Genomic DNA, 22,623 nt, shown 5'->3' with positions numbered 1-22,623 from the left:
GGCAATGCGGAGGAGGACGAATGCTGACGGGAACCTGCCATTGCGGCGCCGCCCACTGGACCCTGGAGGGAGACCCCGGCCCGATCACCGCTTGCAACTGCACGCTTTGTCGCCGCTACGGCACCCTCTGGGCCTATGATTTCGTCGATGAGCGCATACGCGTAGTAGGACCCGTGCATTCCTATACGCGAGCTGGGAAAGACGAGCCGTCGCTGGAAATCCTGTTTTGCCCGACCTGTGCCTGTGTGCTCGCCTGGCGCGGCTTGCGCCGCAGTGACAGCGGCCGCACGCGGATCGCCGTCAATGTCAGGCTGGCGCCGCCGGAGGCGGTCGCCGACCTGCCGATCGACCATTTCGACGGTCTCGATACCTACGATGACCTGTCACGCGACGGGCGCTGCGTGCGTGATATGTGGTTTTAAGCATGATCCCGAAAAGTGGGAACCGGTTTTCGGACAAGATCATGCTCAAGCAAAAGAGATAGAGCCCCACCCCGATCCCATCGGGATGGAACAGGCTCTAGAAAATCGTGCGAGAAACCTGGCGTTCGATGGCGGGCGCCAGCTCGTCACTGGCGTCGCCGGAAGCCTGCTTGGGCGGGCTCTCGACGGGCGCAACCGGTACGTCCGGCACGACAACGAGCTGCGGCACCTGCTTGTAGGAGAAGCCACCCCTGATGTCGCCCATCTTGCCCGCGACGATGCTTGCCACCGCCTGTTCGAGCTTGCGGTCATAGCGTGTTTCGGCCACGGCCGGCGCGACGATGACGGCCAAAAGGGCCACGCCGCACAGAAGCGTTCGCATTGTTTTTTAACTCCCTGCCTTGGTCGGGTTCTAGCAGGGCGGCGTTGAAAAACGGCCAAAAGACACGGTAAGCGAAACGCCAAACAGAAGCGTTAACAGAACGTTACGGAAGGAAGCCGGCAAACCGCTTCAAAGGCGTGAGATTTTGATTCAGGCGCGATTTCAAGCCCGCTGGGCGCGAGCGGAATGGCCAAGCGCAACGAATACGGTGCGCACGATGCCGGCGGCATCCAGCCCGGCATCGGCATACATTTTTTCCGGCTTGGCGTGGTCGGTGAATTCGTCGGGCAGCACCAGCGGCCGCACTTTCAGGCCGCTTTCCAGCAGGCCTTCATGGGCGAGGAACTGCAGCACATGGCTGGCGAAGCCACCGACAGCGCCCTCTTCCACCGTCACCAGCACTTCGTGCGAGCGGGCAAGCCGGCGGATCAGATCCTCGTCGAGCGGCTTGGCGAAGCGGGCGTCGGCAACCGTCGTCGAAAGCCCGGCCGCGCCGAGTTCCTCGGCCGCCAGAAGGCAATCCTGCAGCCGCGTGCCGAAGGAGAGCAGCGCCACCTTGGTGCCTTCCCTGACGATGCGACCCTTGCCGATTTCGAGCACCGAGCCGCGCTCGGGCATATCGACGCCGACGCCGTTGCCGCGCGGATAGCGGAAGGCGATCGGACCTTCGTCATAATAGGCGGCGGTGCGCACCATGTGGCGAAGCTCCGCCTCGTCGGCGGCCGCCATCACCACGAAGCCCGGCAGTGTCGCCAGGAAGGTGGTGTCGAAGGCGCCGCAATGCGTGGCGCCATCCGCGCCGACAAAGCCGGCCCGGTCGATGGGGAAGCGCACCGGCAATTTCTGGATCGCCACATCGTGGACGACCTGGTCATAGGCGCGCTGCAGGAAGGTCGAATAGATGGCGGCGAAAGGCTTGTAGCCCTCGCTGGCGAGGCCGGCGGCAAACGTCACCGCATGTTGTTCGGCGATGCCGACATCGAAGGTCCGGGTCGGAAACGCTTCGCCGAACAGGTCGAGGCCGGTGCCGTTCGGCATAGCGGCGGTCACCGCGACGATGCGGTCGTCGGCGCGGGCTTCCTGGATCAGGCTTTCGGCGAACACCTTGGTGTAGGCCGGCGCGTTGGCCGGTGCCTTGGTCTGCGCGCCGGTGATGACGTCGAACTTGTTGACGCCGTGATATTTGTCGGCCGCAGCCTCGGCCGGCGCGTAGCCCTTGCCCTTCTGGGTCACGACATGGATCAGCACCGGGCCATCGGCATGGTCGCGGACGTTCTTCAGGACCGGGATCAAATGCTCGAGATTGTGGCCGTCGATCGGGCCGATATGGTAGAAGCCGAGCTCCTCGAACAGCGTACCACCGGTGACATAGCCGCGCGCATGCTCGACCGCCCGCGTGATGGCGCGATCGGCGCGCTTGCCGAGATAGGAGGTCAGCTTCTTGCCGAAATCGCGCAGGCCAAGATAGGTCTTCCCTGAAGCGAGCCGCGCCAGATAGGCGCTCATGGCGCCGGTCGGCTGCGCAATCGACATGTCGTTGTCGTTGAGGATGACGATAAGGCGGGCATCGAGCGCGCCGGCATTGTTCAATGCCTCGAAGGCCATGCCGGCCGACATGGCGCCGTCGCCGATAACGGCAATGACATTGTTGTGGCCGCCTGAGAGGTCACGCGCCATGGCCATGCCGAGGCCAGCGGAAATCGAAGTCGAGGAATGCGCGGCGCCGAAGGGGTCGTATTCGCTTTCGGCACGGCGGGTGAAGCCGGACAGGCCACCCTCCTGGCGCAGCGTGCGAATGCGGTCGCGGCGGCCGGTCAGGATCTTGTGCGGATAGGCCTGGTGGCCAACATCCCAGATCACGCGGTCTTCCGGCGTGTTGAAGACATAGTGCAACGCTACCGTCAGTTCGACGACACCGAGGCCGGCGCCGAGATGCCCGCCCGTATGCGAAACGGCATCGATCAGTTCGGCGCGCAACTCCGAGGCCAGCTGCGGCAGCTCGCTTTCGTCAAGCCTCTTCAGGTCGGCGGGAATGCGGACCTTGTCGAGAAGCGGCGTATGCAGCGTTGCGTTCACTGTTTAGGAGCCTGCCCAGCTATTTTCGTTCATGCGCGTTGATCATGGGCGAAATATGCCTGCGCCGCCCGAATGTAAATGCGTGTCAGTGACGCGGGTGTTGCTGACGTTAATTGTCCGGTAACGGAATGAACTCTTCCTCATCTCCAGGAACGATATCGAAGCGGCCCGTCTTCCATTCCTGCTTGGCCTGTTCGATGCGCTCCTTCGATGACGAGACGAAATTCCACCAGATGTGGCGTGGCGACCCGAGCGACGCCCCGCCGAACAGCATGAAATGAGCGCCACGCTCGGACGACACGACGATCTCGTCGCCGGGCCGGAACACCAGCAGCCGCTCGGCCGGAAAGCGGTCACCCGATATCGAGACATCGCCGTCCAGCGTGTAGATGGCGCGTTCCTCGGCGTCGGCTGGAATTTTCACGCTGGCGCCCGGCGCCAGGCGCAGATCGGCGTAAAGCGTTTCGGTGTCGGCTCTTACCGGCGAGCGCAGGCCCTGGAAATCGCCGATCACCACGCGGCCGCTGACGCCTTCGGCGTCGATTTCGGCCAGACGGAGTGCTGCGGTGTTCTCGAACACCGGATCGACCTCCTCCTTGTTGTCGGGTAGCGCCAGCCAGGTCTGCAGGCCGGAGACCGACATCGGCGCGCCGCGCAATTCTTCCGGCGTCCGCTCGGAATGGACGATGCCGCGGCCGGCGGTCATCAAGTTCACGTCGCCGGGCTGGATCACCATTTCGGTGCCGAGCGAATCGCGGTGCCTGATTTTGCCGTCGAACAGATAGGTAACGGTGGAAAGCCCGATATGCGGGTGCGGACGGACATCGAGTGCCTGACCGGCGCGCAAAATGGCCGGACCCATGCGGTCGAAGAAGATGAAGGGGCCGACCAGCCGCCGCCTTGCCGTCGGCAAAGCGCGGCGGACCTGGAAGCCGTCAATGTCCTTGGCGTTCGGAATGACCATCAACTCGATCTGGTCGCTGGCGAAGGCATCGCCAGGCTCAGGGTCCTTGCCGGGGAAGAAACTCATCTGGATTTCCTCAGGCGAAGCGCAGCGCCGATTTGGCTTTTGCCTTGGCTGCCACCTCTTCGCGATTGCGCGGATGATGGTTGGTTTCGAGCGAATGGAGCAATTCATGCGCCGATTCGGCGATCGCCTCGACGGCGCGGTCGAAGGCTGCCTGGTTGCGCTGTGAGGGCCGCGTCGTACCGCTCAATTTGCGCACGAACTGGAGGGCGGCATTGCGGATCTCGTCATGTGTTGCCGGCGGATCGAAATTGAACAGGGTCTTGATGTTTCTGCACATGCTTGAACTCCTTACCTGCTTTCTCTGCCCGCCCCGTTTGACAAATTATTCCGCGTCGAGTGGTTCCGTTCCCACCGGCTTGCCGTCGCGCGAAAGCCGGATCTTCTCGACCTTGTCCTCGGCCGACTTCAGCAGCCGGTCACAATGGGCCTTCAGCGCCTCGCCGCGCTCATAGATCTTGATCGACTGGTCGAGCGGCACGTCGCCGCGTTCGAGGTCATCGACGATCTTTTCCAGCGCGTCGAGTGCCTGCTCGAAGCTCATCGCCTTGACGTCTTCATTTGCTTCGCCAGCCATACCCTATCCCTTCATCAGCCGCCCGACATGGGCGGCGACCGAAAATGCCAATCCCTGCAGATCGTAGCCGCCCTCGAGCAGGCTGACGAGCCGGTTGCCGCTGTGGCGCCCGGCGCGTTCCAGCAACTGGCCGGTCGCCCAGTCGAAATCGTCCTCGCTGAGGTTGATCTCGGCCAGCGGGTCGCGATGATGGGCGTCGAAACCGGCGGAAATGATGATTAGATCCGGCGCGAAATTGTCGAGCGCCGGCAGGATGCGCGACAGCAAGGCGTCGCGGAACATGTCTGAGCCGGTCTGCGGCGCCAGCGGCGCGTTGACGATGTTGCCGGCGCCGGTTTCGGTCTTGGCGCCGGTGCCGGGATAGAGCGGCATCTGGTGCGTCGAACAATAGAGCACCGAGGGATCGTCCCAGAAAATGTCCTGCGTGCCGTTGCCGTGATGCACGTCCCAGTCGACGATGGCGACACGCTCGGCGCCGTGTTTCTTCTGTGCATGGCGCGCCGCGACCGCCGCGGTGTTGAACAGGCAAAAGCCCATCGCCGTGGTCTTTTCGGCGTGGTGGCCGGGCGGACGTGAAGCGACGAAGGCATTGGCGACGCGGCCCTCGAAGACGTCGTCGACGGCAGCGTTGGCCGCACCGATCGCGGTGACCACCGCCTGCCAGCTTTTCGGGCTGGCGCTGGTGTCGGCGTCGATCGAAACTATGCCGTTTTCGGGGATCGCGGCGCGGACGCGGGCGACGAAATCCTCAGGGTGGGCGTAGAGAATGGTGGCCTCGTCGCCTTGAGGCGCCGTGACCCGGTCGAGCCCGGCAAACGCCTCGTCATCGAGCACGCGCTCGATGGCGCGCAAGCGATCTGGCCGCTCCGGATGACCGGGCGGCGTCAGATGTTCGAGGAAGATCGGATGGGTGTAGAGACGGGTGACCATGACCCGATATAGGCGCGTCCCGCCGCTTTGACCATGTTTTCGCGGTAGGAAAGGCCGGTGTTCAACAGGGTTTAGGTGCCCGGCTGCGTCCAGCGCGAACCACCAAAGGAGGCCAGAGCCTTGTCCTTGAGTTCCCTGAACTTGGACGATGCCTCGGCCAGCCGCCGGTCCCATTCGGCGTTCGGCGCCTGGCCTTCGATGGTCTTGAAATAGACCTGCATCAGGCAGGCGATGGCGAAGGGCTCGATGAAGGCCGCCTTGAAGGCCCAGGCAAGGAGGATGGCGAGCACGAAGGCCCAGCCGCCGAGCTGCCCCGGAATGAACCACATGATGGCTGCGGCCGGCGCCAGCATCAGCAGGAAGATGACGAAGGACACGCCCCACATGATGACCGCCAGCCAGACAGCGTTCTTGACCATGGTCTTGCCGTTCTGGGCATAGAGCACGACGCCTTGCCTGGCTGTTTCGAAGGGCGACGACGAGTTGATGCGGATGTTGTAGCCGAGGATGATCTCGTCGACATAGGTCAGCGACAGGCGGATGACCGTGTTGATGAACGAGACCAGGCCGCCGAGGCCCGGAATGGGCAGGAAAGCGGCGATGCCGCCGATCAGGCCGGTGATGGCGCGGATGGCGCCCTTGACCAGCTGGTCGAGCACGAAAAGGGTGTTGGCCTCAGCGAAACGCTCCTTCACCACATCCTTGGCGTAGGCGATCTGGTCCTGGCCATTGGGGACGTCGCGGCCGTCGATCAGATGCACCATGACGGCGATATGGCCTGCCTTGACGACGTAAAGGATGTATTCGCGGATCCAGTAGAGCGCGATCGAAACGACGCCAATGCCGACGATGCCGCCCCAGAGCGCAAAGGAAAGCGGCCCGTCTGGATCGGTGGAGATATGGCCGACGCCATAGCCGACGGACGCGCCGGTGCCGGTCGCCACGATGTAGGCCAGCGTGATGCCGAAATAGACGATCATGCGAAAGACGATGAACGGCCATGTCCTGGTCATGATGGACACCGACCTGCCGATCTCGAAATCCCACATGCGCCCGAATCTCCCCTCAGAGATGGGTGGGGAGGATGAACCCGGGCCGGGAATTGTCAATCTCGGCAAATGCCGGGTCTCGGCTGGTGAGATTTCAGACCGGCTGCGAACCCTGCTTCTTGAGCAGCCCTTCGAGCAGCTGCTTGAAGGCCGCGACCACGGTCTTCGACGTCGCTTCGGGGTCGTTCGAATTGGCGATCCGCTGCGCCGCCTGGCTGCTGGCGCCGTTGATCAGCCGCGCGGCGGTTTCGGGGTCGACGCCGGGTACGACCACGCCCTCCTGTTGCAGACTGGTCAGATGATCGGTCATTGAACCGACGCAGGCATTGGCATTCGGCCATTGCGCTGGATCGCCGAGCACGGCCGGACCATCCCGGAACATGATGCGCTGGATTTCCGGCTCCAGCGCCATCTCGATATAGATCGTGCATTCGTCAACGAAACGCTGCCAGCGGGTCGGCGCCCTCGAGGCTATCTCATTTATGCGAACCGCCATCTCGCCGTCGATTTCGGCGATGACCGCCTGCAGCAGGCCCTTCTTGTCGCCGAAGTGATGATAGAGCGCGCCACGCGTCAGTCCCGCGGACGCGGTGAAGTCGTCCATCGACGCCTCGGCATAGCCGATCGTACCGAAGGCATGGCGGGCCGCCGTGATCAGCTTGGCGCGCGTTTCGGCAATCATCTCCTTGCGGGGTCTGTGCATGGCTTTGGACCTATTCACATACGTCTCGTATGCCAATTGACATACGCAACGTATGATCTATTTAACAATCATACGCATCGTATGTAATTGTCGAATTGGCCTTTGTCGAGGAACCAAGCCATGCAAAACCCCTATTCGGAAATCTTTCGCGCTCCTGGAGCCAAGGGCTTTGCCGCCGCGGGCTTCCTGGCGCGCCTGCCGATCGCCATGGCGCCGATTGGTATCGTGGCCATGCTCTCACAAACACGTGGTGAATATTGGCTGGCGGGTGCGGTCTCGGCGACATTCGCGCTGAGCAATGCTTTTGTGGCGCCGCAAATCTCAAGGCTGGTCGACCGCCTTGGCCAGACACGGGTCGTGGTGCCAACCACCATCGTCACCGTAATCGCTTTCGCGGTGCTGATTGCAGCAGCCAATCAGGACTGGCCGGTATGGACGCTGTTCGTTTCGGCGCTGGCGGCCGCCGCCATGCCCAGCATGCCGGCAATGGTGCGCGCGCGCTGGACCGAGATCTTTCGCGGCCGGCCGCAGATGAACACCGCTTTCGCCTTCGAGTCGGCGGCGGACGAACTCGTCTACATCGCCGGGGCATCGCTGTCCGTGGGCTTGAGCGCGGCCCTCTTCCCGGAAGCCGGTGTTCTGGTCAGCACGCTGTTCCTTGCCATCGGTTCGACGGCTTTCATCCTGCAGCGCTCGACCGAGCCGCAAGTGCGGCCGGTGGATCATGTCACGAGCGGCTCGGCAATTCGCCTGCGGCCGGTGCAGATCATCACCTTTGCCCTGATCTTCGTCGGCGCGACCTTCGCGACGACGGAAGTGAGTACGGTGGCGATCACCAAGGAGCTCGGCCAGCCCGGCGCCGCCAGCCTCGTCATCGGCGTCTATGCGCTGGGATCGTTCGTGCTTGGCCTCGTCGTCGGCGCGCTCAATCTGAAGGCGCCGCTGCAACGCCAGCTCGCCATCGCGGTCGCCCTTGTCGCGCTCGGCACGCTGCTGCCGCTCACGGCCGGCACCGTGCCGCTGCTGGCGCTGACGGTGTTCCTCAGCGGCGTGGCGATCTCGCCGACCTTCATCACCGCCTTCGGCCTGATCGAGCGGCACGTGCCGGAAGCGATGCTGACCGAAGGCATCACCTGGGTGATGACCGGCATCGGCATCGGCATGGCGCTCGGGTCGTTTGCCGCCGGCGCGGTGGTGGATGAATTCGGCGCCCGGAACGGGTTCTGGGTTTCGGTGGCGGCGGGCACCATCGCACTGGTCACCGTGCTCGCGGGCCAGCGCAGCCTGGCCACCCACACATGCGACTTGGACGGATGCGACGCAGCCGCCGTTCCCGCGGAGTGACCTAAGCGCCGTTCTTCGCTGCGGTGCCTGCTGAACAGATGCAAGGCCCATGCGATGTCGTCATCCACGGGCGTAGCGGGAGCGAAGCGGACGCGCAGACCCGAGGATCCATTCCGTTACCTTGATCGTAGGGTGCAGCGGAGCAGAATTTCTGGACCGTTGCGACGCCTCAACGTCACGGAATGGATCCTAGGGTCTGCGCTGCGTCGCTTCGCTCCTTGCTTCGCCCTACGATGACGAAGTCGCGGGGCTCTCAGCCAGCTAGAAAATCTCGGTCTTGGCAATATGAATGCCGAAGCCTTCGAGGCCGACATAGTGGCGTTCGCGCGAGGCGATCAGATTGATCGATGAAATGCCGAGATCCTTCAGGATCTGCGCGCCGAGGCCGATTTCGCGCCACTCGTTCTCGCGGCGGCGTGCCTCTTCATGGTCCTCGCGGTCGCCGCTCAGCGGGCGCTTGCGCTCCTGATGGGCGACGCCGACCGAGCCTTCTCTGAGATACACGATGACGCCGCGCTTGCGCTCGCCCATCGCCTTCATGATGCCGTCGAGCCGATGGCTGGTGCCGAAGACGTCGGTCACCACATCCTCCGAATGCAGCCGCACCGGAACATCCTCGCCGTCCCTGATGTCGCCGAAGACGACGGCGACATGGTGCATCGAATCCCAGGGCAGCGTGTAGGTGAAGACCTGCGCCTTGCCGCCCAGCGTGTCGATCTCGGAGCAGGCGACGCGCTCGACCAACGTTTCCTTGCGCTGCCGGTAGGCGATAAGGTCGGCGACCGAAACCTGCTTGAGGCCGTGTTCCTCGGCAAAGCTTGCTACCTGCGGTCCGCGCTTGACCGTGCCGTCGTCATTGACCAGTTCGGAAATGACGCCGACCGGCGGCAGGCCGGCGAGCTTGCAGAGGTCAACCGCGGCTTCGGTGTGCCCAGAGCGCATCAGCACGCCGCCTTCGCGCGCGATCAGCGGGAAGATGTGGCCGGGCCGGACGAAGTCCGAGCCGCCGACATTGCCATTGGCAAGATTGCGCACGGTCAGCGTGCGGTCTTCTGCCGAAATGCCGGTCGTGGTGCCGTGCTTGAAATCGACGCTGACGGTGAAGGCGGTGGTGTGGGCGGAATCATTGTCGGCGACCATCGGCGACAGGTTCAGCCGCTTGGCCTCGTCGCGCGGCATCGGCGTGCAGACGATGCCGGAGGTGTGGCGGATGATGAAGGCCATCTTTTCGGGCGTGCAATGCACGGCGGCAACGATCAAATCGCCCTCGTTCTCGCGCCCGTCATCGTCCATGACGACGACGATCTCGCCGCGTTCGAATGCGCGGAGGGCTTCGACGATTTTCTTCTGATCGTAAGGCATGGATGCTCGCTTCGCTCGTCGTGAGTCTCGTAGTGAGTGAATGGTGAATGCCACAGCTGGCTGATTTCACCATTCACTATTCACAATTCACTTCCCTGTCTGTCCTCGGTGCCGCAGATAATGATCGGCAATCGCGCAGGCAACCATGGCTTCGCCGATCGGCACGGCGCGGATGCCGACGCAGGGGTCGTGGCGGCCCTTGGTCATGACGTCGACGTCGTGGCCGTCCTTGTCGATGGATTTGCGCGGTGTCAGGATCGACGAGGTCGGCTTGACCGCGAAACGGGCGACAATGGCCTGGCCGGTCGAGATGCCGCCCAAAATGCCGCCGGCATTGTTGGACAGGAATACCGGCTTGCCGTCATTGCCCATGCGCATCTCGTCGGCATTCTGTTCGCCGGTGATGCGGGCGGCTTCGAAACCGTTGCCGATCTCGACGCCCTTGACGGCGTTGATCGACATCAGGCCGGACGCAATGTCCTGGTCGAGCTTGGCGTAGATCGGCGCGCCGAGGCCGGCCGGCACGCCGTCGGCGACGATCTCGATCACCGCGCCGACGGAGGATCCGGATTTGCGGATGCCGTCGAGATAGAGGGTGAAGACCGGAACCGACGCTGGATCCGGGGTGAAGAACGGGTTTTCGGCGTCGCCAATAAAATTCCAGTTCCAGTTGGCGCGGTCGATCGATTTCTCGCCCATCGAGACCAGGGCGCCGCGCACCACCATGCCGGGCACCACCTTGCGGGCGAGCGCACCGGCCGCCACGCGTGCCGCCGTCTCGCGCGCCGAGGAACGGCCGCCGCCGCGATGGTCGCGGACGCCGTATTTGACGTCATAGGTGTAGTCGGCATGGCCGGGACGGTACTGGCGGGCGATCTCGCCATAGTCCTTGGAGCGCTGGTCGACATTCTCGATCAGCATCGAGACCGGCGTGCCGGTAGTGATCATCGTCTCGCCGTCCTCGTCAAGGATGAAGCCGGACAGGATCTTCACCTCGTCCGGTTCGCGGCGCTGTGTCACAAAACGTGACTGGCCGGGACGGCGCTTGTCGAGTTCGGCCTGGATATCTTGCCGCGTGAAGCGGATGCCGGGCGGGCAGCCGTCGACGACACAGCCGAGTGCCGCACCATGGCTTTCGCCCCAGGTGGTGACGCGGAACAGATGGCCGAACGTGTTGTGAGACATGGATTTTAGCCCTGCCCGGCATGAGAGCCGGCTTAAACCTGCCTTCTATTGGCGTTTTCCACAGGGGTCAAACTGTGATCTGGCGGTTTTAGTTTTGACACATTCGGTTGGTTTCTGCTCTCTTCCATCCGCCCGTTGAAAGCTCGCCGCCACCTGTACAGGCGCAATGACAAAGAGGACGACGATGCGTACCCTGATTGGCGCTGCTGCCGCCATGTTGCTGATTTCCACCACCGCCTATGCCGGCCAGACCGAAGGCCTGATCGCGAAGGTCGACAAGGACGCGCTGACGCTGACGCTGGAGGACGGCAAGTCCTACAAGCTCAACGCCGAGACCGATCTCGACTCGCTGAAGCCGGGCATGGATATCGTCATTGCCTATGACGTGACGAATGGCGAGAACGTCGTCACCGACATGGAACTGCCCGATACCGAGTAAGGCCGACACCGTATAGGACCGGCATCGAACGGGATCTTTCACCCTGCGTACAAAACAGGAGGGACGTCCTGTTTGTGGAGCTTCTGGTCATGCGAAGCTCCGGCTTCCAGCCTAAAGCCACTCCAGACGCCCGTCCTGCAGCCTGAGCACCCGGTCCTGCGGCACTGCCAGGTTTGCCGCTTCGTGCTCGGAAACACCTTCCACCATCCTGAACAGGGTCCGTATGACGCCGCCATGCGTGACGCAGACGGTCTGGCAGTCCAGCGCATCGAACCACGGCTTCACCCGTTCGAGCAGCATCTGGTAACTTTCGGCGTCCTCGCCCGGCGGATGGAAATTCCACTTGTCGCGGCGGCGCGCCTTCGGCGAGCCGGGGCTGTGCGCCTCAAGTTCGGCAAAGGTAAAGCCCTGCCAGTCGCCAAAGTGCACCTCGACCAGGCGCGGGTCGGTGCGGTAGGCATCAGGATCGAGGCCCATTGCCGAGCGCAGCCGCTGCATCGTCTCACGCGTCCGCTTCATCGGGCTGGCGACAAAGTCGAAATCGCCGGGATTGTCGATCAGTCCGGCCAACCGCCGTCCGTTACGGGTCGCCTGCTGGCGGCCGAGTTCATTGATATCGGTGTCGGCTTGGCCTTGCAGCCGGGCCTCTGCATTCCACTGTGTCTGGCCGTGGCGCACGATGTAGACGAGCGGAACCATCAAGTCTTCCGGGTGTCAGGACAGGCAGGCGGAAATCGCGGCAGGACTATTCCTTGACGGTCGAAATATCCGGCGCGTCGACCGCCTTCATGCCGACGACATGGTAGCCGGAATCGACATGGTGCACCTCGCCGGTGACGCCACGCGACAGATCCGACAGGAAATAGACGCCGGAATCGCCGACTTCTTCCTGGGTGACCGTCTGCTTCAGCGGCGAATTGTATTCGTTCCACTTCAGGATGTAGCGGAAGTCGCCGATGCCGGAGGCCGCCAGGGTCTTGATCGGGCCGGCCGAGATGGCGTTGACGCGGATCTTCTTGCCGCCGAGATCGACGGCGAGATAGCGCACGCTGGCTTCGAGCGCGGCCTTGGCGACACCCATGACGTTGTAGTGCGGCATGACTTTTTCGGCGCCATAATAGGTCAGCGTCAACAGCGAGCCGCCATCGGTCATCAGCGCCTCGGCGCGCTTGGCGATGGTGGTGAAGGAAAACACCGAGATGTCCATGGTGCGCAGGAAATTGTCGCGCGTCGTCTCGACATAGCGGCCGGTCAGCTCGTCCTTGTCGGAAAAGGCGATGGCATGGACGAGGAAGTCGAGCTTGCCCCAGTGCTTGGCAACATTGGCAAAAACCTCATCGAGGCTTGCCGGATCGGTGACATCGCAATGGCCGGCGACAAAGGCGCCCAGTTCCGCAGCCAGCGGCTCGACGCGCTTCTTGAACGCCTCGCCCTGATAGGTCAGCGCGATCTCGGCGCCATGGTCGACGCAAGCCTTGGCGATGCCGTAGGCGATCGATCTGTTGTTGGCGACGCCCAGTATAAGCCCGCGCTTGCCGGCCATAAGGCCCTGTCCACCCGCCATGTCAGCGCTCTCCGAAAGATTTTCTGCTTTGGAGTGCCTATCGCACAGGCAGAAAGGCGCTTCAAGCGCAGACGGGCTGCGCGTTCAATTCAGACACTCGGCATAAACAACGAATGGGGGATAATAACGATGTTGTGAGATTCAACGCCTCACTTCGGCCCGCGCGCCTGGATCGGCGAGGCCCGGGCGACCAGCCGAATCGGCTGGTCGGCACCGGATATCGCCTTATTCGGCGACTTTGCGCCAGGGAATGATCATTCCCACCTGCTTGCGGTAGAGGCGGTACTGATCGCCGAACATCGCGATGAGATCGCGTTCCTCGAGGAAGATGCCGAGCAGGATGTAGCCGGTGCTGCCGGCTGCGAAGAGGAGATGGCCCCATGTCATGGACGGCGTCGCCCAGAAGGCCAGGAGAAAGCCGACATAGATCGGATGCCGGACCCATTTGTAGAAAAGCGGCGTCCTGAACACAGGTTCGGGCAATTTGCTCTTGCGCAAAGCCGCGAAAACCTGGCGCAGGCCGAACAGTTCGAAATGGTTGATCAGGTAGGTGCTGATCAGCAAGACAGCCCAGCCGAGCCAGACCACGCCATGGAGGACGGCGACCCAGAACGGGCTCTCGACCGTCCAGACGGGGCCGGGGATCGGCCGCCATTGCCAGTAGAGCAATAGCAGGACGAGGCTGGCCAAAAGCACATAGGTGCTGCGCTCGGCCGCGTGCGGGACAATCCGCGTCCACCAGCGCTTGAACACCGGCCGCGCCATGATGCTGTGCTGGGCGGCGAAAAGGCCGAGCAGCAGTGCGTTGACGATGACGGCTTCGACCGGACTTCCCACGATCCCTGAATCAATCGATTTCGGCACCGCAATGTTGCCGACGAAACCAACCGCATAGAGAAACGAGCCGAGAAATATCAGGTATGCGGCAACGCCGTAGATTAGGGTGATTACGCCCGCCATGATTGCCCCTCCATGCAAGCATCAGGATTCGGTCGGTCGACCGAATTCAGGGTCAAAAACCATAAATTTGATAGCGAGTCAACTTGATCGGTCGTTCGACCGAGATATGGTGGCGAGACGCCCAGCCCCGGACAGGAGAGTTTATGATCCGCCCAGATTGTGCCGATTCCAGCGGCAGGCACACCGCATGACGGACGCTGTCAAAGCCGCCGCCAAAGCCGCCGTCACGGCCCAGAACAAGACAAAGCGCGACACGCGTGCTGAACTGATTTCGGCAGCCGAGCTGTGCCTCTATCGAGGCGGCTACGCCGACCTGTCGACTCGGCGGGTTGCCGAGATCGCCGGCGTTCCGCTCAGCCAGATCCACTATCATTTCGGCTCCAAGGAACGGCTGTTCCTGGCCCTGCTCGACCATCTGAACGAGGGGCTGTTAAAGCGGCAGGCGGAGACGTTTGCAGCACCGATGCCGCTGTGGCAGCGTTGGGAGCGCGCCTGCGATTTCCTCGATGATGATCTGGCGTCCGGCTATGTCCGGATCCTGCACGAGATGATCGCGGCAAGCCTGTCGAGCCCCGAAATCGCCAAGGCAGTGCGCCGCGACCTGCGCGGCTGGTTCGAACTGCTGGACGGACTGGCGCAAGAGGCGGAGCGGCGCTTCGGTGGCCTTGGACCATTTTCCGCCGCCGAGGTGACCAGTCTGGTCAGCGCCGCCTTCCTTGGCAGCGAGACGATGATCCTGCTCGATATCGAGAGTCCGCACGTTCCGGTGCGGCAGGCGCTGCGCCGCTTCGGCGCAACCATCCGGCGGATGGAGGAAGCAGCGCCCGACGCCCAATTGGCGAAATGAAACGTGTCAGCCTTTGCGGCCGCGCACCAGCGCTTCGAGATCGCTGTCGCCACCTTCCGGCAGCATGATGCGGACATGGGCGTAGAGATCGCCATGGCCGCCGGCCTTTTCCGGCAAGCCCCTGCCCTTCAGCCGCAGCACCTTGTCCGAACTCGACCATGCCGGGACATTGACCGCCAGCCTGCCGGTCGGCGTTTCGACCGGAACCTTGGCGCCCAGCACTGCATCGGCCAACGCGACCTCGAGATCGGCATGCAGGTCGCGCCCCTCGATGCGGTAGCGCGGATGCCTGCGGATGTGGATCTTGACCAGGGCATCGCCCGGCTGTCCCGGTCCCTGCTCGCCCTGGCCCTTCAGCCGGATGGTCTGGCCGTCCTCGACATAGGCCGGCAGCTTGACCGCGATCTTGCGCCCGTCGGGGAACATGGCGGTCACCTTTTCGGCGGTCGCCATCTCCTCGATGGTGACGTCGAGCGTCACGTTGAGGTCGGCAGCCTGGACGGGCTGGCGGCGATCTCCTGTTCCGGCGCCGCGGGCACCCGAAAAGGCGTCGCCGAAGATCTGGCTGAAGATGTCGCTGTTGCCGTCGAACGGATCGCCGCCGGGACGGCCTGAACGGAATTCGAAGCGCGAGCCCCCGCCGCCCTGCTGGCGGCGGAAGCCGGCGAATGGATCGCCGCCACCGGCTGCGCCCTCGAAACCCTGGAATTTCGGCTTGCCGTCGGCGTCGATCTCGCCACGGTCGTAAGCGGCGCGCGTCTTCTCGTCGCCGACGACCTCATAGGCCTGGTTTGCTGCGGCAAACCGGTCCTTCGCCTTGGGATCATTCGGGTTCTGGTCCGGATGATGCTTCTTGGCGAGCTTGCGGTAGGCCGATTTTATGTCCTTGGCCGATGCGTTCTTGGCAACGCCCAGCACCTCATAGGGGTCGCGCATGCGTCCTGCCTGCAGAAGGAGTGAGTCTGTAGTTGTCTTCTATATGCGCTCGAATAGGAAGAAATTCCAGTGCTGCACAGCCATATTGACGGCTGAAATTGTGGCACCAGTAATGGCTGAAAATCAGAGCGGTTTGAAGTCCTGCATGTGCCAGCCGCCGGCGCCGGCCATGCACAATTGCCCCTTGAACAAAGCGACGCCGTCGAAGCTTTCACGCGAGGCGGTAAAGCTGCGGCAGGTCTGGCCGTTGTCCTGCAGCTCGGCCAGTTCGGTGATGGAGCCGCGCGAACCGGTGTCGGCATTCGCCCAAGGCACGGCCTGGCCGCGAAGCTCCTCTATATCGGCCGAAGAGACCGCATTGCCGATGGTGGTCTGGTCGGAAGCGTTGTCGGCGTCGGCCGATATCGTTTGAGCCGGCGCGCTCGAGGTGACGATGGCACGATCTACTTCGGCTTTTTCCAGGCTGAAGCCGCCGGCGCCGCAGGCGGCAAGCGGCAAGGCGACGATCACGATCACGGCTTTCGATCTGGCCGAAGCGATAGCGCTCCATTGCCCGCTGTCAAAAGCTTGCGCGATACGCGACAATCGGCAACCCCCTGAGATTCGAGACAATTTGAGAAAAACTATGAGTGACACCGAGTTAACAAGTGGTGACTTTACCGAGGCCGCCGAGCCGTTCCGGCTCTTTGCCGCGTGGCTGGAGGACGCCACAAAGAGCGAAATCAACGACGCCAACGGCGTTGCACTGGCAACCGTCGATGCCGACGGCATGCCGGATGTGCGTATGGTTCTGCTCAAGGGCTTCGATGAAAGCGGCTTTGTCTTCTACACGAATTTCGAGAGCGCCAAGGGCCGCGAGATTCTTGGCAGCATGAAGGCGGCTATGTGTTTCCATTGGAAATCGCTGCGCCGCCAGGTGCGCATACGCGGCCCGGTGGAGATCGTCAGCGACGCCGAGGCCGACGCCTATTACGCGACGCGGCCGCGCGGCAGCCGCATCGGCGCCTGGGCCTCGAAACAGTCGCGGCCGCTGGAAAGCCGCTTTGCGCTGGAGAAGGCGGTGGCCGAATACGCGGCGCGCTACCCGATCGGTGAGATCCCGCGGCCAAAGCACTGGTCGGGCTTCCGCATCGTGCCGCAGCAAATCGAGTTCTGGCATGACCGGCCATTCAGGCTGCATGACCGCCTGGTCTTTTCGCGCAACGCCGAAGGCGGCTGGGACAAGACGCGGCTCTATCCCTGAGCGGTGGGCTTAGCCCTTCTTGCGCGTCATGAAGGCAGTCAGCGCGGCGCGCGCTTCATCGGACGTCAGCCGCTCAAAGAAATGCTCGCTCTCCACCTTGATGCGGGCGAGAAGCTCGGCGCGCGGGGCGCGCATCAGGTCGCGGGCGATCTTCAGCGCCTGCGGCGGCTTGGCGGCGATTGCGCCGGCGGCTGCCAGCACAGCGGTTTCGAGCGCATTCTCCTCTACCACTTCGTAAATCAAGCCGGCGGCCTTGGCGCGCTCGGCGGAAAAGCCTTCGCCGAGCCCCAGCAGCGCGAAGGCGCCCTGGCGGCCAAGGATGAGCGGCGCCAGCAGGCTGGAGCCGGCCTCCGGCACAAGGCCGAGATCGACGAAGGGGGTGCGGAACATCGTGCGCGGCGTGGCAAAGGTCAGGTCGCAATGCAGATTGAGCGTGGTGCCGATGCCGACGGCGATGCCGTCGACGCCCGACACCATCGGCTTTTCCGTCCTGGCCAGCGCCAGCAGGAAGTCCCAGACTTCCGTGCCGCCGTCGCCGCCGGTGGCGATGACCAGGAAGTCGGCGAGGTCGTTGCCGGCCGAGAAGGCGCCCGGCACGCCGAGGAAGACATGGACGCGGACCGCCGGATCGGCATCGCCTTCGGCCAACGCCTTGGACATTTTCGCGTACATGGCACGCGTCAGCGCGTTCTTCTTGTCCGGACGGTTCATGCGGATGATCTGAATGGCGCCCTGGCGCTCGACGAGGATATGGTCTGTCACGGTTTCTTCCCTGATGAACGTCAAGCTGAGTATTCAGGCTGAAATCAGCGTCTTGCCGGCAGCCGCGAGGCTTTCGGCGCCGTCGATGACGCGGTCCTTCAAGGCGCTGGCCTCGCCAAGCAGGTTTTCGGCGAAGAAGCGGCAGAGGGCGATGCGGTTCGGCTCGGCAAGCCCGCCACGCGCCAGATAGGCGCCGCCGGCGGCAAGCGAGATCAGCCGGAGATAGGGCGTCGCACCGGCCTGCGCTTCGTCGAGGCGGCCTTCGGCCAGCAGCTTCTGCAGGAAACGTGTTGCGTCGGTGAGATCGTCGAAGGCCCGGTCGAGGGTCTCAGCGGTGCGGCCGAACCCCTGCAGGTTCGAGGTCCGCACTTCATTTGCGACCGCCTTCAGTTCGGCGATGTAGCCATGCACGTGCTCGCCGCCGCCGAGCGGCAATTTGCGCGCCACGAGGTCGATCGCCTGGATGCCGTTGGTGCCTTCATAGATCGGCGCAATGCGGGCGTCGCGATAAAGGGCTGCGGCGCCGGTCTCCTCGATAAAACCCATGCCGCCATGCACCTGGACGCCGAGCGAAGCGACGTCGACGCCGACATCGGTGGAGAAGGCCTTGGCCAACGGCGTCAGCAGATTGGCGCGGTCGCGCCAATGCAGTGCTTCCTCGCCTGTCGAGACACGCGCGAGGTCGATGGCGTGGGCGCAGGAGTAGGAGATGGCGCGCGCGATCTGGGTCAGCGCCTTCATGGTGAGAAGATTGCGCTGCACGTCGGGGTGATGGACGATCGGCGCCATGCCGGTGCCTGCAAAATCCGATGCCTTGCCCTGGCGGCGCTCATTGGCATAGGCGATCGCCTTTTGCGTCGCGGCTTCAGCCACGGCCACGCCCTGCACGCCGACGCAAAGCCTGGCGTTGTTCATCATGGTGAACATGCAGGCGAGCCCCTTGTTCTCCTCGCCGATCAGCCAGCCGATGGCGCCGGGCGCGGCGCCTCCAAAACCGTCGCCATAGATCATGGTGCAGGTCGGCGAGGCATGGATGCCGAGCTTGTGTTCGAGGCCCGAACAGAAGACATCGTTGCGGACACCGAGCGAACCGTCATCATTGACCAGGAATTTCGGCACCAGAAACAGCGAAATGCCGCGCGTGCCGGCGGGCGCATCCGGCAGCCGCGCCAGCACAAGATGGACGATGTTGTCGGTGAAATCGTGCTCGCCATAGGTGATGAAGATCTTCTGGCCGAAGATGCGATAGGTGCCGTCTCCGGCAGGTTCCGCGCGGCTGCGTAGCGCCGCGAGATCGGAACCGGCCTGCGGCTCGGTGAGGTTCATCGTCCCCATCCATTCGCCGGAGACAAGTTTTGCCAGATATTTGGCCTTGAGCGCTTCGGAGGCGTGCTTGTCGAGCGCCTCGACGGCGCCCATGGTCAGCGTCGGACCGATGCCGAAGGCCATGGCGGCGGAGTTCCACATTTCGAGCGCCGCGACACCGAGCATGGTCGGCAGGCCCTGGCCGCCGAATTCCTCAGGCCCCGACAGCGCGTTCCAGCCGCCGTCGATCCAGCTGCGGTAGAGCGCCTTCCAGCCAGGCGGCGTGGTGACGGCGGCATCCTTCAGCACCGCGCCGTGCTCGTCGCCGATCTTGTAAAGCGGCGCCACCTCCTCGCTGGCAAAGCGGCCGGCCTCGGCCAGGATGGCATCGACAAGGGCTTCGCCGAGATCGCCGAACGCGCCGCTGTCGAGCGCCGTCTTGAGACCGGCGACATGCTTGAGCGTGAACGAAATGTCCTCGACCGGCGCCTTGTACATGCCGCTTTCTCCTCCGCTGCTCGCCCCTCGATCCTAGGACCCTGGACGACGCAAAACCATCCGCCTTTGGGCGGCCTCCGACCTTCTTTTTACGTAAACGTCAAACTTTGTCACGCGGATTTTGCAACTGAACTTAGTCATCCACGGGCGGAGCGGAAGGGAGCGGACGCGAAGTCTCGAGGATCCATGTCGCGATCTCGCGCGCAGGGCGGGACGCGCAGAATTCTGGGCCGTGGCAACGCTTCGAAGTCGCGGCATGGATTCTGTGGTCTGCGCCGCGTCGCTTCGCTCCTTGCTTCGCCATGGAATGACGAAATCGCGAGGGCTTGGCCAATCTCCCCCTCGAGATCGGATTTCACGCCGGCCTTCGCCAGTCACGACGAAAGCACTTCCTTAACCATAGCAGTTCACCATCAGTGTTTGGTCAGCGGGGACTCCCTGTTTGAAAACGCCGGCGCATCTTCTTCGCCGCTCAGCGATCGCTCTCGCGGCGATGATGGCGCTGACATCAGCGGCAAAAGCCTCTGATTTTTCCCAGCCCTGGCGGGATGGCGACCGCGCGCTTGTCGTCGACGCCTATGAATACAATTCCATCGACTGGGGTGAGCTTGCCACCGACAAGCGCGTCGTCGGCTTCATCAACAAGGCCTCCGACGGGCTGCCGCCGCCCTATTTCTGCTACGGCGACGAGACCACGGTAAAACTCTGCAAGACGCTGTGGAAACGCTTTGCGGTGACGCGTGAGCTGTTCCAGACGCGCAAGGTGGTGGCCAAGGCGCTCGGGCTGAAATGGGGCGCCTATCACCTTGCCCGCCCCGGCAATCCGGTCGAGCAGGCGAACAATTTCATCGATTTCGCCGAACCGGCGCCGGACGATCTGGTGGCCCTCGACCTCGAAGGCAATGACCCAACACAATGGATGTCGCTCGAGGATGCCGAGGAATTCGTCCGCCAGGTGCACCGGCGGCTCGGCCGTTTTCCGATACTCTACAGCAACGGCAAGACCGCACAGTATATCGCCGACAACCGCTATCAATATCGGCTGCTGTCGCGACTGCCGCTCTGGTATGCGCGCTACAAGCCCGACATCGACGTGCATTTTCCGATGGGCAACTGGCAGGGCTATGCACTGTGGCAGTTTTCGGCGCAGGCCAATTGCGGTCGCCTGCGCTGCCCGTACCGTGTCGCCGGCACGCCCAACGACATCGATGTCAACGTCGCGCCGATGGATGCAGCCACGCTGCGCCAGCAATGGCCGTTCGGCGGCCTGGTCAATGTGCCGCCCGACTACCTCGCCTCGGTCCCGGTGCCGGTTTCGCGCGAGGCGGGGCTGGCCGGCAAAGTCACCATCACCTATGCCGATGTGGCGACGCCGCCGACGGTCGAGGAGATGGTAGCGGTGCTCGGCGCGCGCTGGCAGACATTCCGCGCCGCCTTCCGCATGCCGGTGGTCAAGACGGTGCCGCGCCGCGCACGCTTCGGCATTGCCGAGTATGTCGCCTGGAAGCGGACCGCCTATCGCTCGGAGGCTCTGCTCGGGGCCGCCTTCTCCCAGGCCGCCGACCCGGTCAGCACCGCTTCGACGGAACTCGTTCGCGAGCGCTGAAATCTTTGTTTCTGCGCAATTCCTCAGGGAAAGCGCTACGCGCTTTTCCTGGAATTGCTTACCCGGCCGCGCTTGCCTTTTCCCGCGCCACCGCCTGCCAGCCTATGTCGCGGCGGCAAAAGCCTTGCGGCCAGTCGATGCGGTCGAGCGCGGCGTAGGCGCGGCCCTGCGCTTCACCGACCGTCTTGCCTGACGCAGTGACGTTGAGCACGCGGCCGCCATTGGCGACCAGCGCGCCGCCATTGATGGCGGTGCCGGCATGGAAGATCTGGACGCCTTCACCAGCGGCGGCGTCCAGGCCGCGGATGACCGAACCTTTTTCCGGCGTGCCGGGATAGCCCCGAGCCGCCATCACCACGGTCAGCGCCGCCTCGTCGCGCCAGCGCACCGAACTGTGCGCAAGCTGGCCGTCGACCGCGGCGTTGAGCAGCACCAGGAGATCGTCCTTCAGCCGCATCATCAGCACCTGGCATTCGGGATCGCCGAAGCGGGTGTTGTATTCGATCAGCTTCGGCCCTTTGTCGGTGATCATCAGCCCGGCGAAGAGAATGCCGGCGAACGGGGCGCCAAGCTCGGCCATGCCGCGCATGGTCGGCTCGACGATTTCGCGCATGGTGCGCTCGATCATTTCAGGCGTCATCACCGACGCCGGCGAATAGGCGCCCATGCCGCCGGTGTTGGGGCCGGTGTCGCCGTCGCCGACGCGCTTGTGGTCCTGAGCGGTACCGAAGGGAAGTGCTGTGGTGCCGTCGCACAGGCAGAAGAAGCTCGCCTCCTCGCCGGTCATGAATTCCTCGACCACCACCTCGGCGCCGGCCTCGCCAAAGGCGCCGTCGAAGCAGGCATCGAGCGCGGCCCGCGCCTCATCCAGCGTCATGGCGATGGTGACGCCCTTGCCGGCGGCGAGGCCGTCGGCCTTGATGACGATCGGCGCACCGACCTTTTCGACATAGGCTTTTGCCGCGGCCAGATCGGTAAAGCGGCCATAGGCGGCGGTCGGGATATCGTATTTGGCGCAGAGGTCCTTGGTGAAACCTTTCGAGCCTTCGAGCCGTGCTGCCCGCTTCGACGGGCCGAAGACACGGATGCCCTGATCGCGCAGATCATCGGCAATGCCTGCCACCAGCGGCCCTTCCGGCCCGACGACAACGAGGTCGATTGCGTTCTCCTTGCAGAAAGTGGCCACAGCGGCGTGGTCGGCGATATCGAGCTTGACCAGTTCGGCCTCGCGGGCGACGCCCGGATTGCCGGGCGCGGCATAGAGCCTCGTCAACAGCGGCGAGGCAGCGATCTTCCAGGCCAGGGCATGTTCGCGGCCGCCGGAGCCGATCAACAAAACGCGCATGCCGATGTCCCTTGTCATTTCACGACAGGGACTGCGCTATTGCGCCGGGCGGCGCGGGTCA

At 63.6% G+C, this 22,623-nt stretch carries 24 protein-coding genes; 6 read left to right on the top strand and 18 right to left on the bottom strand.

All coding sequences use genetic code 11. From position 1 onward, the window contains the following. Positions 1-20 precede the first annotated feature (20 nt). Entirely contained in the window at positions 21-422 is a 402-nt protein-coding gene (locus ACWTU9_RS21830; RefSeq protein ID WP_455860080.1) for a GFA family protein, read from the top strand. 97 nt (positions 423-519) lie between these two features. On the opposite strand, the gene ACWTU9_RS21825 is transcribed toward ACWTU9_RS21830, so the two are convergent. The 8 genes from ACWTU9_RS21825 to ACWTU9_RS21790 form a co-directional block, all read right to left on the bottom strand. Then, the gene (locus tag ACWTU9_RS21825) at positions 520-804 is read right to left on the bottom strand and encodes a hypothetical protein (protein ID WP_455860079.1); all 285 of its coding nucleotides are present in this window, start codon (positions 802-804) and stop codon (positions 520-522) included. 162 nt (positions 805-966) lie between these two features. Continuing rightward, positions 967-2,880: a 1-deoxy-D-xylulose-5-phosphate synthase gene (gene dxs, locus ACWTU9_RS21820; protein WP_455860078.1), complete on the bottom strand. Its 1,914-nt coding sequence runs from the start codon at positions 2,878-2,880 to the stop codon at positions 967-969. Positions 2,881-2,989: 109 nt separating this feature from the next. Then, a complete protein-coding gene (locus ACWTU9_RS21815) occupies positions 2,990-3,910 on the bottom strand; it encodes a pirin family protein (RefSeq protein WP_455860077.1) in 921 nt (306 codons plus the stop codon). A 10-nt stretch (positions 3,911-3,920) separates the two neighbouring features. After that, positions 3,921-4,187, bottom strand: a complete 267-nt coding sequence (locus tag ACWTU9_RS21810) for a DUF2277 domain-containing protein (RefSeq protein ID WP_455860076.1) — start codon at positions 4,185-4,187, stop codon at positions 3,921-3,923. 45 nt (positions 4,188-4,232) lie between these two features. Next, positions 4,233-4,484 (bottom strand): exodeoxyribonuclease VII small subunit, encoded by a 252-nt coding sequence (locus ACWTU9_RS21805; protein ID WP_112396785.1) that lies wholly within the window; start codon positions 4,482-4,484, stop codon positions 4,233-4,235. 3 nt (positions 4,485-4,487) lie between these two features. Beyond that, positions 4,488-5,414 (bottom strand): histone deacetylase family protein, encoded by a 927-nt coding sequence (locus ACWTU9_RS21800; RefSeq protein ID WP_455860075.1) that lies wholly within the window; start codon positions 5,412-5,414, stop codon positions 4,488-4,490. 71 nt (positions 5,415-5,485) lie between these two features. Then, the gene (locus ACWTU9_RS21795) at positions 5,486-6,463 is read right to left on the bottom strand and encodes a hypothetical protein (protein WP_455860074.1); all 978 of its coding nucleotides are present in this window, start codon (positions 6,461-6,463) and stop codon (positions 5,486-5,488) included. 94 nt (positions 6,464-6,557) lie between these two features. Continuing rightward, complete coding sequence (locus ACWTU9_RS21790; RefSeq protein WP_455860073.1) at positions 6,558-7,166, bottom strand: TetR/AcrR family transcriptional regulator; 609 nt, start codon at positions 7,164-7,166, stop codon at positions 6,558-6,560. 120 nt (positions 7,167-7,286) lie between these two features. Between ACWTU9_RS21790 and ACWTU9_RS21785 the strand changes: the two genes are divergently transcribed. Continuing rightward, positions 7,287-8,510, top strand: a complete 1,224-nt coding sequence (locus ACWTU9_RS21785) for an MFS transporter (protein ID WP_455860072.1) — start codon at positions 7,287-7,289, stop codon at positions 8,508-8,510. Positions 8,511-8,771: 261 nt separating this feature from the next. On the opposite strand, the gene ribB is transcribed toward ACWTU9_RS21785, so the two are convergent. Further along, the gene (ribB, locus tag ACWTU9_RS21780) at positions 8,772-9,872 is read right to left on the bottom strand and encodes a 3,4-dihydroxy-2-butanone-4-phosphate synthase (RefSeq protein WP_455860071.1); all 1,101 of its coding nucleotides are present in this window, start codon (positions 9,870-9,872) and stop codon (positions 8,772-8,774) included. An 87-nt stretch (positions 9,873-9,959) separates the two neighbouring features. Continuing rightward, positions 9,960-11,057: a chorismate synthase gene (aroC, locus tag ACWTU9_RS21775; RefSeq protein ID WP_455860070.1), complete on the bottom strand. Its 1,098-nt coding sequence runs from the start codon at positions 11,055-11,057 to the stop codon at positions 9,960-9,962. A gap of 184 nt (positions 11,058-11,241) precedes the next feature. On the opposite strand from aroC, the gene ACWTU9_RS21770 reads away from it, so the two are divergent. After that, positions 11,242-11,496, top strand: coding sequence for a DUF1344 domain-containing protein (locus tag ACWTU9_RS21770; protein WP_455860069.1), 255 nt, complete (start codon positions 11,242-11,244; stop codon positions 11,494-11,496). Positions 11,497-11,607: 111 nt separating this feature from the next. Here the strand turns inward: ACWTU9_RS21770 and ACWTU9_RS21765 are convergent, their stop codons facing one another. From ACWTU9_RS21765 to mddA, 3 genes are all read right to left on the bottom strand, one after another. Then, positions 11,608-12,195, bottom strand: coding sequence for a histidine phosphatase family protein (locus ACWTU9_RS21765; RefSeq protein WP_454586677.1), 588 nt, complete (start codon positions 12,193-12,195; stop codon positions 11,608-11,610). 46 nt (positions 12,196-12,241) lie between these two features. Continuing rightward, positions 12,242-13,060 carry an enoyl-ACP reductase FabI gene (fabI, locus tag ACWTU9_RS21760; RefSeq protein WP_454573774.1) on the bottom strand — a complete coding sequence of 273 codons (819 nt, stop codon included), beginning with the start codon at positions 13,058-13,060 and terminating at the stop codon, positions 12,242-12,244. Positions 13,061-13,285: 225 nt separating this feature from the next. Beyond that, the gene (gene mddA / locus ACWTU9_RS21755) at positions 13,286-14,020 is read right to left on the bottom strand and encodes a methanethiol S-methyltransferase (RefSeq protein WP_455860068.1); all 735 of its coding nucleotides are present in this window, start codon (positions 14,018-14,020) and stop codon (positions 13,286-13,288) included. Positions 14,021-14,207: 187 nt separating this feature from the next. Between mddA and ACWTU9_RS21750 the strand changes: the two genes are divergently transcribed. After that, positions 14,208-14,867, top strand: a complete 660-nt coding sequence (locus ACWTU9_RS21750; RefSeq protein WP_455860067.1) for a TetR/AcrR family transcriptional regulator — start codon at positions 14,208-14,210, stop codon at positions 14,865-14,867. A gap of 6 nt (positions 14,868-14,873) precedes the next feature. On the opposite strand, the gene ACWTU9_RS21745 is transcribed toward ACWTU9_RS21750, so the two are convergent. Next, positions 14,874-15,803, bottom strand: a complete 930-nt coding sequence (locus ACWTU9_RS21745; protein ID WP_455860066.1) for a DnaJ C-terminal domain-containing protein — start codon at positions 15,801-15,803, stop codon at positions 14,874-14,876. Between the two features lie 123 nt (positions 15,804-15,926). Further along, complete coding sequence (locus ACWTU9_RS21740) at positions 15,927-16,388, bottom strand: RT0821/Lpp0805 family surface protein (protein WP_455860065.1); 462 nt, start codon at positions 16,386-16,388, stop codon at positions 15,927-15,929. Between the two features lie 40 nt (positions 16,389-16,428). On the opposite strand from ACWTU9_RS21740, the gene pdxH reads away from it, so the two are divergent. Further along, positions 16,429-17,046: a pyridoxamine 5'-phosphate oxidase gene (gene pdxH, locus ACWTU9_RS21735; protein ID WP_455860064.1), complete on the top strand. Its 618-nt coding sequence runs from the start codon at positions 16,429-16,431 to the stop codon at positions 17,044-17,046. Between the two features lie 9 nt (positions 17,047-17,055). On the opposite strand, the gene ACWTU9_RS21730 is transcribed toward pdxH, so the two are convergent. Both ACWTU9_RS21730 and ACWTU9_RS21725 read right to left on the bottom strand, forming a co-directional pair. Then, positions 17,056-17,808 (bottom strand): crotonase/enoyl-CoA hydratase family protein, encoded by a 753-nt coding sequence (locus ACWTU9_RS21730; RefSeq protein ID WP_455860063.1) that lies wholly within the window; start codon positions 17,806-17,808, stop codon positions 17,056-17,058. Between the two features lie 33 nt (positions 17,809-17,841). Then, entirely contained in the window at positions 17,842-19,611 is a 1,770-nt protein-coding gene (locus tag ACWTU9_RS21725) for an acyl-CoA dehydrogenase family protein (protein ID WP_455860062.1), read from the bottom strand. Between the two features lie 493 nt (positions 19,612-20,104). On the opposite strand from ACWTU9_RS21725, the gene ACWTU9_RS21720 reads away from it, so the two are divergent. Beyond that, positions 20,105-21,217 carry a glycoside hydrolase family 25 protein gene (locus ACWTU9_RS21720; RefSeq protein ID WP_455860126.1) on the top strand — a complete coding sequence of 371 codons (1,113 nt, stop codon included), beginning with the start codon at positions 20,105-20,107 and terminating at the stop codon, positions 21,215-21,217. A 58-nt stretch (positions 21,218-21,275) separates the two neighbouring features. Here ACWTU9_RS21720 and purD read toward each other — a convergent pair whose 3' ends face one another. Next, entirely contained in the window at positions 21,276-22,562 is a 1,287-nt protein-coding gene (purD, locus tag ACWTU9_RS21715; protein ID WP_455860061.1) for a phosphoribosylamine--glycine ligase, read from the bottom strand. Positions 22,563-22,623: the final 61 nt, after the last annotated feature.

Source organism: Mesorhizobium sp. 128a (assembly GCF_053848025.1).
The sequence above is the reverse complement of the archived record's forward strand: the minus strand, read 5'-3'. Positions and strand labels throughout refer to the sequence as shown.